This is a genomic window from Cohnella panacarvi Gsoil 349 (genome assembly GCF_000515335.1).
Lineage (GTDB): Bacteria > Bacillota > Bacilli > Paenibacillales > Paenibacillaceae > Cohnella > Cohnella panacarvi.
Genome location: NZ_KI911563.1, coordinates 165447 through 177634, shown reverse-complemented (window position 1 = coordinate 177634; position 12188 = coordinate 165447). Strand labels below are relative to the sequence as shown.

Annotated in this window: 8 protein-coding genes; 1 reads left to right on the top strand and 7 read right to left on the bottom strand. The window is 58.1% G+C overall.

Annotation, left to right across the window (positions count from 1 at the left end; genetic code table 11):
* Positions 1-96 precede the first annotated feature (96 nt).
* From hslV to sucC, 6 genes are all read right to left on the bottom strand, one after another.
* Positions 97-639, bottom strand: coding sequence for an ATP-dependent protease subunit HslV (gene hslV, locus COHPA_RS0100835; RefSeq protein WP_027084293.1), 543 nt, complete (start codon positions 637-639; stop codon positions 97-99).
* 180 nt (positions 640-819) lie between these two features.
* Complete coding sequence (trmFO, locus tag COHPA_RS0100830) at positions 820-2166, bottom strand: FADH(2)-oxidizing methylenetetrahydrofolate--tRNA-(uracil(54)-C(5))-methyltransferase TrmFO (RefSeq protein ID WP_027084292.1); 1347 nt, start codon at positions 2164-2166, stop codon at positions 820-822.
* Positions 2167-2203: 37 nt separating this feature from the next.
* Entirely contained in the window at positions 2204-4315 is a 2112-nt protein-coding gene (gene topA, locus COHPA_RS0100825; RefSeq protein ID WP_035119821.1) for a type I DNA topoisomerase, read from the bottom strand.
* 57 nt (positions 4316-4372) lie between these two features.
* On the bottom strand, positions 4373-5602 hold the full coding sequence (gene dprA, locus COHPA_RS0100820) for a DNA-processing protein DprA (RefSeq protein ID WP_027084290.1): 1230 nt from the start codon (positions 5600-5602) through the stop codon (positions 4373-4375).
* 89 nt (positions 5603-5691) lie between these two features.
* On the bottom strand, positions 5692-6618 hold the full coding sequence (sucD, locus tag COHPA_RS0100815; RefSeq protein ID WP_027084289.1) for a succinate--CoA ligase subunit alpha: 927 nt from the start codon (positions 6616-6618) through the stop codon (positions 5692-5694).
* Positions 6619-6648: 30 nt separating this feature from the next.
* Complete coding sequence (gene sucC / locus COHPA_RS0100810; protein ID WP_027084288.1) at positions 6649-7809, bottom strand: ADP-forming succinate--CoA ligase subunit beta; 1161 nt, start codon at positions 7807-7809, stop codon at positions 6649-6651.
* A 695-nt stretch (positions 7810-8504) separates the two neighbouring features.
* On the opposite strand from sucC, the gene COHPA_RS0100805 reads away from it, so the two are divergent.
* On the top strand, positions 8505-10073 hold the full coding sequence (locus COHPA_RS0100805; RefSeq protein WP_027084287.1) for a YifB family Mg chelatase-like AAA ATPase: 1569 nt from the start codon (positions 8505-8507) through the stop codon (positions 10071-10073).
* Between the two features lie 3 nt (positions 10074-10076).
* On the opposite strand, the gene tkt is transcribed toward COHPA_RS0100805, so the two are convergent.
* The gene (gene tkt / locus COHPA_RS0100800) at positions 10077-12110 is read right to left on the bottom strand and encodes a transketolase (protein ID WP_027084286.1); all 2034 of its coding nucleotides are present in this window, start codon (positions 12108-12110) and stop codon (positions 10077-10079) included.
* Between the last annotated feature and the right edge of the window lie 78 nt (positions 12111-12188).

The window sequence follows — 12188 nt, the reverse complement described above, 5'->3', positions numbered from 1 at the left end:
ACCCATACCTCCTTGATAAAAGTGAATCTACGTCGGGCTCGATCTAACTCACCCTTGATAAAAATGAATCTACGTCGGGCTCGATCTAACCGACTGTTAAATTTCTTCGACGACAAGGTTGGCGTTCGTGAACACGCATATTTCCGCCGCGGTTTCGAGCGCCGCTCTGGCGATATCTTTCGCGTTCATCGCAGGCGCATGGCGCACTAACGCGCGCGCCGCCGCGAGAGCGAAGCTGCCTCCGGAACCGATCGCTAGAATGCCGTCGTCGGGCTCGATCACTTCCCCGTTGCCGGATAGCAGCAGCATGCCCGTCGCGTCCACGACGATCATCATCGCCTCGAGACGGCGCAGCACGCGGTCCGAGCGCCATTCCTTGGCAAGTTCGACGGCGGCGCGCTGAAGGTTGCCGTGATGCTCCTCGAGCTTGCCCTCGAATTTCTCGAACAGCGTGATCGCGTCCGCGACCGAACCTGCGAATCCGGCGAGCACTTGCCCGCGATAAAGCCGGCGAACCTTCTTCGCGCTATTCTTCATGACCATGCTATTGCCGAACGTCACTTGACCGTCTCCCGCGATCGCGCCTTGGCCGTTATGTCGAACCGCGCATATCGTCGTCGCGTGAAAGCTCATATCCATGAATGATACCTCCTTGATCTTATATCGTCATGGGTCAAAGGCATGAAACCCTTATTGGCGGGGATTGGAGGAACGGCGCGATTAGAGGCATATGCACCTCTATTCGGAGCTTTCCCGATTTTGCATTCGTCGTGAATAAAGCGGCAAAGCAGCGGCCTCCGATGGAAGCTGCCGCTGCTTCTAATGAACGGATACGTCGCTGCTCTTGGTGTCCCGAAGCTCCTCGCTTAATGCGTCAACGCTCTCCAACGCCCGCGCGGCGATGGCATCGTTCTTTTCTTTCTTGCTTCTTATGCGATAGCCTAAAGGCGGGAACAGCCCGAAGTTCGCGTTCATCGGTTGAAAATGCTTGAAATCGGCCGTCGTGATATATTGCGCCATGCTGCCGAGCGTCGTGTGCTGCGGAAGCGTCAGCGGCTCCAAGCCTTTCGCCAGCCGTCCGGCGTTAAGACCCGCGATCAACCCGGACGCGGCGGACTCCACGTAACCTTCGACGCCCGTCATCTGGCCGGCGAAGAACAACGTCTCGCGTCCGCGGAATTGATACGTCGGCAACATCAGCTTAGGAGAGTTGATGAACGTATTGCGATGCATAACGCCGTATCTGACGAATTCCGCGTTCTCTAGACCGGGAATCATCGAAAATACGCGCTTCTGCTCGCCCCACTTCAAGTGCGTCTGGAAGCCGACGATGTTGTACAGCGTTCCGGCCGCGTTATCTTGCCGAAGCTGGATAACGGCGTGCGGCAATTTCCCCGTGCGCGGGTCGATCAGACCGACCGGCTTCATCGGGCCGAACAGCACGGTCTGTTTGCCCCGCTTCGCCATTACTTCGATCGGCATGCAGCCTTCGAAGTACATTTCCTTCTCGAACTCTTTGACCGCCGCCACTTCGGCCGTCGTAAGCGCCTCGTAGAACGCGTCGAACTCCGCTTCCGTCATCGGACAGTTCAAGTACGCCGCCTCGCCTTTATCGTAGCGCGAAGCGAGATACACCTTATCCATATCGATCGAATCCTTCTCGACGATCGGCGCCGCCGCGTCGAAGAAGTAGAAATATTCTTCTCCCATCAACTGCTTTATGCTCTCCGATAACTCCGGAGAAGTAAGAGGACCCGTCGCGACGACGACGATGCCGTCCTTCGGAATTTCTTTGATCTCTTCGTTGATCACCGTAATAAGAGGATGCTCCCTCAGCGTGCGCGTAACTTCGCCGGAGAAACCCTCGCGATCGACGGCCAGCGCCCCGCCTGCCGGTACGGCATGCATGTCGGCGCTCGCCAAGATGAGCGAGTCGAGCCTTCTCATCTCTTCCTTCAACACGCCGACGGCGTTCGTCAGTCCGTTCGCTCTGAGACTGTTGCTGCAGACGAGCTCCGCGAAGCCGTCCGTATGGTGCGCAGGCGTGCGCCGCACCGGACGCATTTCGTATAAAGTGACGGGGACGCCCAGCTTGGCGATCTGCCACGCGGCTTCGCTGCCGGCTAGACCTGCGCCGATGACCGTCACGGATTGAACCACGCTCACAACGTAAACCTTCTTTCTGCTTCTGCTTCAATAATCCTTAATAATCGACATCCGCCTCGGCCGCTTCATCCGGTTCCGCGGCTTCCTCCGAGTGCGTGCAGACGGTGCAATGATATTGCGTATCGCCCTTCACTCGTTTCTCGACCATCATGCCGCTGCACTCCGGGCATGGCTTGGCGATCGGTTTATCCCAGGAGACGAAGTCGCATTCCGGATATTTGTCGCAGCCGTAGAACATGCGCCCCTTCTTGCTGCGGCGTTCGACGATATGCCCTTCCTTGCATTTCGGGCAAGTGACGCCGGTCGCCTTCACGATCGGCTTCGTGTTCCGGCAATCCGGGAACCCGGAGCATGCCAGGAACTTGCCGAACCGGCCCATCTTATACACCATCGGACTACCGCATTTGTCGCAATTTTCGTCCGAAGGCTCATCGCGGATTTCGACTTCTTTCATTTCTTCCTCGGCGACGGCAAGCCGTTTCTCGAACGACTTGTAGAAATCGCCGATGACGTTGACCCATTCCTGCGTTCCTTCCTCGACATGGTCGAGATCGCCTTCCATATGCGCCGTAAATTCGGCGTCGAGAATTTCCGGGAAAAACTCCTCCATCAACTGGACCACGAGTTCTCCCAGCTCCGTCGGTACGAATTTCTTCTCTTCGATGGCGACGTAATAACGCTTCTGAATCGTCTCCAGCGTCGGCGCGTACGTGCTCGGACGGCCAATGCCCAGCTCCTCGAGCGCGCGTACGAGACGCGCTTCGGTATAACGCGGCGGCGGCTGCGTGAAATGCTGCTTCGGATCGATCTGCTGCGCGGCAACGCTCTCGCCCGCCGCAAGCGCCGGTAACAGACGGTCCTCGTCGGGCGTATCGTCGTCGCTGCCTTCCACGTAAACCTTCGTAAAGCCAGGAAACTTCATCTTCGACCCGTTGGCCCGGAACGTTACCGGTCCGTTCAATAGATCTACCGTCATCGTATCGAGTATCGCGGACGACATCTGGCTCGCGACGAAACGCTCCCAAACAAGCTTGTAAAGCCGCAGTTGATCGCGAGACAAGAACGATTTAACCGATTCAGGGTCGCGCAGGACGGACGTCGGGCGGATCGCCTCATGCGCGTCCTGGGCGTTTGCGTTCTTTTTCACATATACTCGCGGCGTCTCCGGATAGAACTTCTCTCCGTAGCGTTCTTCGATGAATGCCTTGGCTTCCTCTTGCGCGACGGGAGAAATCCGCGTCGAATCGGTACGCATGTAGGTGATGAGGCCGACCGTGCCTTCTTTGCCGAGATCGACGCCTTCATAAAGCTGCTGGGCGATCTGCATCGTCTTGGACGCGCGGAAGTTCAACTTGCGGGCCGCTTCCTGCTGCAGCGAAGAGGTAATAAAAGGAGGGGACGGATTGCGCATCCGCTCCTTCTCTTTCACTTCTCCTACTTCGAACGGTTTGCCGTTCAGAAGCGCGACGATTTCCTTCACCTCCGCTTCGCTGCGGAGCTCCTTCTTCTCGCCGCCGAGCGCATGGAACTTCGCCTCGAAGCCGTTCTTCCCTTTCATCAGATGCGCGGTTATGCTCCAATATTCTTCGGGGACGAACGCCTTGATCTCGTTCTCGCGATCATAGATGAGCTTCACGGCGACGGATTGGACGCGCCCCGCGCTTAGCCCTTTCTTGACCTTCTTCCAGAGCAACGGGCTGATCTTATAGCCTACCAGGCGATCCAGCACCCTTCTCGCTTGCTGGGCGTTGACGAGATCCATATCGATCGGTCTCGGCGTCTTGAACGCGTCTTTGACCGCTTGCTTCGTAATTTCGTTGAATACGACGCGGCAGGCGTCCTTCTCGTCCAGTTCCAAGTAATGGGCGAGGTGCCAGGCGATCGCTTCCCCTTCGCGGTCCGGGTCAGCCGCCAAATACACTTTTTTCACCTTTTTGCTAGCGTCTCTTAATTCCTTAAGCACGTTGCCTTTGCCGCGGATCGTGATGTACTTCGGATGGAAGTCGTTATCGACTTCTACCCCGATTTGACTCTTGGGTAAATCGCGAATATGGCCCATGGACGCTTTAACGATATATTTGCTTCCGAGATATTTACCGATCGTCTTGGCTTTCGCCGGGGATTCCACGATTACGAGTGAATCGGCCACGTCCATTCCTCCTCTCCTACGGTCGACGAGTCCGCCTCGGCAAGCCTATCGGCTACTTTAGAGGACCTTATATATAGAACCGGGTTGCTGCTGAATCGTTCGTTTTATCATTAAAGATAGCAGAACCGATTGTAAAAGTCCAAACTGCATGCCAGATTGTTCCGCCAGCTCGTCGATGGAACGAGGCTGATCCGCTATCAAATCATAGATAGCCCGCTCGTCATTCGACAGGATCCGAGGCTTCGAATACGGCTCCGTTACTTTATCGGAAGCGCGGGAGTTGCGGCGTTCCTTGGGCAACCGATGTTTATAAGCTTGGAAAATATCGCTCTCGTCAAGCACCGGCTCCGCACCCTTCCGAAAGTATTCGAGCGCTCCCGAGCTGCGAGGCGAGCTGATCGGCCCCGGAACGACGAACACGTCCCGATCATAGTCGATCGCGAGGTCCGCCGTAATGAGAGCGCCGCTCCGCCTGGCCGCTTCCACGACGACGACGCCCATCGACAGCCCGGCGATGATCCGGTTGCGCATCGGGAATTTAGCGGGGTGGATCACGGCTTCCGGCGGCGTCTCCGATAGGATAAGGCCGTCCTTGACGATGTGGTCGTACAGGAGTTGGTTTTCGGGCGGGTAACAGACGTCTACTGGCGTAGCGAGCACGGCAATCGTGCGGCATTCGCCGCGCAGCGCTCCTCTATGCGCAGCGGAGTCGATGCCTCTGGCCAGCCCGCTGACGATCGTAACGCGCCGCGCGCAGCCGGCAGCGAGGTCCTCCGCGATTTTACGGCCGTACGCCGTCGCTTGCCGCGTGCCGACGATGGCCACCGCCGGCTTGTGGGCCAGCTCCCAATTCCCCCTATAATAGAGGATCCAGGGAGGATCGGCGATTTCCCTAAGCAATGGCGGATAACGTTCGTCCAAGAACGTCATAATTCCGATCCCCCGATCGCGGCACCGTCTGATGCGGCGCCGATGCGCTTCGGGTCCGATGCTGGCGATGACCGCCTCGCATTGAGACGGAGCAAGCCCCATCTCCCTCCAATCCCGCTCCCGGAACGTACCTACGTCGCTCCGCAGGCGCAACGGATGGTTGATCCCGTATTGCACGACATGGCAAATCGCGAGATCCCCTACTCCTTCGGCCTCGTGCAGCGCAAGCAGCAGCCCTCTCGTGATGCCGGAATTGCGGACGTCTTCTAGCGTTAATCTCGGCCGATTCTTTCTCGCTTTCCACGCATGATCGTTACCCATCGTCTTTCCCGACCTTTCTTCCCGCCCGTAAGACAAAAAGCCCTCCACTCCCTCGAACCGAGGGGGCGGAAGGCTGCTTGCCTTGCCGTTAAAGCGTTTGTGCTTATTGTGCTGTTACTATAACATTAACCTTTGCATTTTTCCAGCAGGCCTTTGTCCTCGAGGACGGCGACAAGCGTCGAGCCCATGTCGGAAGGCGTCGGAGCGACGCGGACGCCGCACGCTTCGAGCGTTGCGATCTTCTCGGCAGCCGTTCCTTTGCCGCCGGAGATGATTGCGCCCGCGTGGCCCATGCGTTTGCCCGCAGGAGCCGTAGCGCCGCCGATGAAGCCGACGACAGGCTTCGTCATGTTCGCTTTGATCCATTCGGCGGCTTCCTCTTCCGCCGTGCCGCCGATTTCGCCGATCATGATGACCGCGTACGTATCCGGGTCTTCATTGAACAGCTTCAGGATGTCGATGAATTCGGAGCCTTTGACCGGGTCTCCGCCGATTCCGACAGCGGAAGATTGGCCGATGCCGCGGGTCGTCAATTGATGCACCGCTTCGTACGTGAGCGTACCGGAACGGGACACGACGCCTACGTGGCCCTTCTTGTGGATGTAGCCCGGCATGATGCCGATCTTGATTTCGCCCGGCGTAATAACGCCCGGGCAGTTCGGTCCGATTAGACGCGTTTTCTTGCCTTCCATGTAACGCGTGACCTTGACCATATCGAGAACCGGAATGCCTTCCGTGATGCAGATGACGAGGTCGAGCTCCGCGTCTACGGCTTCCATGATGGAGTCGGCCGCGAACGGAGGCGCGACGTAGATTACGGATGCGGTAGCGCCGGTAGCGGCGACCGCTTCTTTCACGGAATTGAAGATCGGCAACGTGACTTTCTTGCCGTTCTCCAAGTCGAAATCGATCGTCTGGCCGCCTTTGCCCGGCGTCACGCCGCCGACCATTTGCGTGCCGTATTCCAAAGCACCTTTGGCATGGAACGCTCCCGTCGCGCCCGTGATGCCCTGGGTGATCACCTTGGTGTTCTTATCGATCAGAATACTCATGATTTATACACTCCCCGGTAGGTTCCCTAGTTACTTCACTAGCGCCACGATTTTTTGAGCTCCGTCGGACATCGAGTCGGCCGCGACGATGTTCAGGCCGGATGCGTTCAAGATCTCTTTGCCTTTGGCAACGTTCGTGCCTTCGAGACGTACGACGAGCGGACGGTCCAGACCGAGCTCGCGAGCCGCAGCGACGACGCCTTCGGCGATAATGTCGCACTTCATGATGCCGCCGAAAATATTAACGAAAATCCCTTTGACGTTCGCGTCGGAAAGGATGATTTTGAATGCTTCGGTTACTTTCTCCTTCGTCGCGCCGCCGCCTACGTCAAGGAAGTTAGCCGGCGAGCCGCCGAAGTATTTAATGATGTCCATCGTCGCCATCGCGAGGCCGGCGCCGTTAACCATACAGCCGATATTGCCTTCGAGGGCGATGTAGCTGAGGTCGAATTTGGACGCTTGGATTTCTTTCGGATCTTCCTCGTCCAAGTCGCGAAGCTCCAGGATGTCCTTATGGCGGAACAGCGCGTTGGAATCGAAGTTCAGCTTCGCGTCGAGCGCCATGACGTTGCCGTCGCCCGTTACGACGAGCGGGTTGATCTCGGCGATCGAGCAATCTTTGTCCTCGAACGCTTTATAGAGCGCGAGCATGAACCCGACCGCTTTGCCCACGAGCGGACCTGGAATCTTAATGTCGTTAGCGAGGGCGCGCGCTTGAAACGGAAGCAAGCCGACGGCAGGATCCACGACGACTTTGATGATTTTCTCGGGGGAATGGGCAGCGACTTCCTCGATGTCCATGCCGCCTTCTTCGGAACCCATCATGACGACGCGGCCGGTAGCACGGTCGACGACGACGCCGATGTAGTATTCCTTCTTGATGTCGCAGCCTTCTTCGATGAGCAGGCGTTTTACTTCTTTGCCCTCAGGACCCGTTTGGTGCGTGACGAGCACTTTGCCGAGCAGCTCTTTCGCATAGTTCGCGACGTCGTCCAGACTTTTCGCGATCTTGACGCCGCCCGCTTTACCGCGGCCGCCGGCATGGATTTGAGCTTTGACGACTTGAACAGGACCGCCTAGTTCTTTGGCCGCAGCGACGGCTTCTTCGACGGTAAACGCCACTTTGCCGCGCGGTACGGCGACGCCGTATTGACGCAGTACTTCTTTGCCTTGATACTCATGAATGTTCATGATCCAAGCATCCTCCCGTTTTGCGTTCAATATATCTGTGATTCGTTTTGCTGTATGTACGCATAAACGGTATTCCGTCTTCCGTTAGAAGACGCGATAACGTTTATGTCATAAACCATTCGCTGTCGAATTCTGATAACGATTCGAGAGAATGGTTAACAAAACCTCCACCATTGTAACACTAAATGTTTTATCGTTCCTCACTTTTTCATATCTTTTTTAGTCTAATTTGGCAATGGTTTAATCTCATAGTTAGATTGAAACCTGCACAACAAATCTAGGATGCGCGTTAGTCGGTAAAATCATGCTGTTGTTGCGTATCGAGCGCATACTGAAAGTCATTGTCACGCCCGATTGTCGCTCCCTGCGACAATGTTGCACTTGCGGCGGCGTTTCCGCGCCCGATTGTCGCTCCCTGCGACAATGTTGCGCTTGCGGCGGCGTTTCCGCGCCCGATTGTCGCTCCCTGCGACAATGTTGCGCTTGCGGCGGCGTTTCCGCGCCCGATTGTCGCTCCCTGCGACAATGTTGCACTTGCGGCGGCGTTTCCGCGCCCGATTGTCGCTCCCTGCGACAATCGGATGAGAGGATTGACACCGTCGCCGTGCCGCGATAGACTGGATGCAAATGGATATGAATCGGAAGGAAGCACCTTCCCGTACGTAGGATTACGTCGGAGGAAGGTGCTTTTTGTTATGTACGTGAAATTGCTAAGCGCCAGCGTTCTTGGCGTAGAGGGTAGATTCATCGAGGTCGAAGTCGATATTTGTTCGGGGTTGCCGCAGGTGTCCGTTGTCGGCTTGCCGGATTCGGCCGTTCGGGAGTCGGTCGAACGCGTCCGGGCCGCGATCAAGAACGGCGGCATGAAGTTTCCGATGGACCGGATTACGATTAATCTCGCCCCTGCCGATCTGCGCAAAGAAGGCAGCGCGTTCGATCTCGCCATCGCGGCAGGCATCTTATGCGCGAGCGGGCAAGTCGACCCGGCGCTGCTCGAGCAGACGCTGTTCATCGGCGAGCTTGCGTTGAACGGTTCGGTACGGAACGTACCCGGCGTGCTGCCGATGACCGAGCTGGCGCGGAGCGCGGGCGTAAGGCGAGTCATCGTGCCGGAGGACGCGGTCGAGGAAGCCCGGCTCATTACGGGCGTCGAGGTATTCGGAATCCGCTCGCTCGCGCAATGGACGGGCGGTTTGGTGGACAGCCTGGATAGTGACGCTTCGAGATCCGAGACGATCGGCCCTGCTCCCGAGCGATTCGGCCCCGCGATGGATACGCCCGACGGTGAACTCGATCTCGCCGACGTCATCGGCCAAGCGCAAGGCAAACGCGCGCTCATGATCGCGGCCAGCGCCATGCACAACATCTTGTTCGTCGGCCCGCCCGGGACGGGCAAGACGATGCTATGCCGCAGGCTCCCTACGATCATGCCGCCGTTATCCGGGAGCGAATCGCTCATGGTGACGAAGATCGTCAGCGTGAGCGGCAAGCTGGGCAACGGCCGCGAAGGGTTGATTCGCCGGCGGCCTTTCCGCTCCCCGCATCACTCGATCTCGATGGCGGGCTTAATCGGCGGCGGCTCGATTCCGAAGCCCGGGGAAGTCACGCTTGCCCATCACGGAATCTTGTTCCTCGACGAGCTGGCGGAGTTCTCCAGAGCGAGCTTGGAAGCGCTGCGGCAGCCGATCGAGGATCGCGAGGTCACGATCGGCCGTGCCCGCGGCGTATGCCGCTTCCCCGCCCGATTCTTGTTGGCGGCCAGCATGAATCCGTGCCCTTGCGGATTCGCCGGAGGGTCGCCGGACGATCGGCCTTGCACGTGCAGCCCGCTCGCAATCGCGAGGTATCGAGCGCGAATGTCCGGGCCGCTCGCGGACCGGCTCGATCTGCAAGTCGAGCTTCCGCGCCAGCCGGTTCGCCTCAAAGAACGGAGCTCGCTGTCTTCCGAGGAAGCCAGGAGTCTCATCACCGAAGCCTCTGAACGCCAACAATCCCGTTACGCGAAGTACGGGATTCGTTGGAACAGCGAATTGCAAGGCTCGTTGCTGCATACGTACGCAGCGGCTATGATGGCGGCCGACGCGGAGCAGTTACTGCACCTCGTGTACGAGCAGCTCGGGCTCAGCTACCGGGCGCACGACCGCATTCTGAAAGTGTCCCGCACGATAGCCGATCTCGCCGGCAGGGAGACGATTCGCTCCGAGGACGTCGCCGAGGCGGTCAGCTATCGTTGCTTGGACAAGAACATCGAGGAAGCCGGTTGAATCTTAACGGCGAATGAACTTCTCGCGGATTTGCTCCGCGATGCCGTCAGCCGTGAAGCCGTATTCTTGGATGACGCGATCCGCTTTCGCGGAGGCGCCGAACTTGCGAATGCCGACGATTAGGCCTTGGTTGCCGGCGATCGATTCCCAGCCGGACGGATGCGCCATCTCGATGACGACGTTCGAGGTCACGCTCGGATCGATAACGCTGTTGCGGTAGCTCTTGTCTTGCTTCTCGAACAGCTCCTTGCTCGGCATGCTGATGACGCGAACGTTCGCTCCTTCTTCCGCGAGCTTCTGCTGAACCGCGATCGCCAGGCTGACTTCGGAGCCCGTGGCGACGATCTGCACGTCGGGCCGTTGATCGGCGCGGCCGGAGATGATGTACGCGCCGCGAGCGACGCCTTCATTCGCCAGCGCGCTCGTTCCAGGCAGAACGGGCAGGTTTTGTCTCGTGAGCGCGAACACGAACGGGCCTTCCTTCGATTCGAGCGCATATCGCCAGGCGGCAGCCGTCTCGTTCGCGTCGGCCGGACGGAACAGCGTCAAATCCGGGATTAACCGCAGCGACGGCACTTGCTCGATCGGCTGGTGCGTCGGGCCGTCTTCACCTACCGCGATACTGTCATGGGTGAAGACGTAAATAACCGGTTGCTTCATGAGCGCGGACAGACGGATCGCGCCGCGCAGGTAATCGCTGAACACGAGGAACGTGCCGCCGTATACGCGAAGCCCGCCATGCAGCGACATACCGTTCAGCGCGGCTCCCATCGCGAACTCGCGCACGCCGAACCACAGATTGCGACCGTCGTACTGCTTCGCGGAATAGTTGCCGTAATTCGCCATCGCCGTCATATTCGAGCTTGCGAGATCCGCCGAACCGCCGATCAGCAGCGGCAGCGTGTCCGCCAAACCGTTAATGACTTTGCTGGAGGCCGTACGCGTGGAAATTTGCGCTTGCAGATCGATGAAGCTCGGGATGCCCGCTTCCCAGCCTGCCGGCAGCTCTTCGCGAATCGCCTGTTCAAGCTGCGCGCCTAACTCGGGGTAAGCTTGTTTATAATCACCGAGCAACTGCAGCCAAGCCGCCTCCGCGACTTCGCCGCGCACGAGAGATTGGCCGAAATGCGCTCTTACTTCTTCCGGCACGTAGAAATCCGGCTCAAGCGGCCAGCCCAGCGCTTCCTTCGTAAGACGCAATTCTTCTTTGCCGAGCGGAGAGCCGTGCGTCCCGCCGTGACCGCCTTTACCCGCTTTGTTCGGGCTGCCGTAACCGATCGTCGTCTTGATCTCGATAAGCGTAGGCTTGCCGGTTTCTTGCTTCGCTTCGGCGATCGCCCCGGCGATCGCGACGACGTCGTTCTGGTCCTCCACGCGCAAATATTGCCAGCCGCAAGACTCGAAGCGGCCTTTAATATTTTCCGAGAACGCCATGTTCAGCTCGCCGTCGAGCGAAATATCGTTCGAATCGTATAGCACGACGAGCTTGCCGAGCTTCAAGTGTCCGGCCAGCGAGACGGACTCGCCGGAGATGCCTTCCATCAAGTCGCCGTCGCCGCAAATAACGTACGTATGATGATCGACGACCGGGAAGCCTTCGCGATTGAACACCGCGCCAAGATGCGTCTCCGCCATCGCCATGCCGACGGCCATCGCAAGCCCTTGCCCGAGCGGGCCCGTCGTCGCTTCGACGCCCGGGGTGTGTCCGTATTCGGGATGACCCGGCGTGCGGCTTCCCCACTGTCTGAACTCCTTCAGATCGTCCAGCGATAGATCGTATCCGCTCAGATGAAGCAAGCTGTACAACAGCATCGAGCCGTGTCCGGCGGATAAGACGAAGCGATCTCGGTTGAACCACTCCGGATTGCGCGGATTATGCTTCATTTGGCGCGTCCACAGCGCGTATCCCATCGGAGCTGCGCCCATCGGCATGCCCGGGTGGCCCATGTTCGCTTTCTCGACCGCGTCGATCGTTAATGTACGTATCGTATTTATGCTCAGTTGCTCGATTGTCGCTTTAGAAACGGTTTGTTCCATTGTAATCGCCTCCTAGCCTAGTATCCAACTCTTGTTCCCAGTATAATAGAGACGGTTGGTATATAAGAAATTAATATA

Coding starts and splice junctions, on each gene's coding strand:
- sucC (WP_027084288.1), bottom strand. CDS start 7,809: ATGAACATTCATGAGTATCAAGGCAAAGAAGTACTGCGTCAATACGGC.
- sucD (WP_027084289.1), bottom strand. CDS start 6,618: ATGAGTATTCTGATCGATAAGAACACCAAGGTGATCACCCAGGGCATC.
- tkt (WP_027084286.1), bottom strand. CDS start 12,110: ATGGAACAAACCGTTTCTAAAGCGACAATCGAGCAACTGAGCATAAAT.
- hslV (WP_027084293.1), bottom strand. CDS start 639: ATGGATATGAGCTTTCACGCGACGACGATATGCGCGGTTCGACATAAC.
- COHPA_RS0100805 (WP_027084287.1), top strand. CDS start 8,505: ATGTACGTGAAATTGCTAAGCGCCAGCGTTCTTGGCGTAGAGGGTAGA.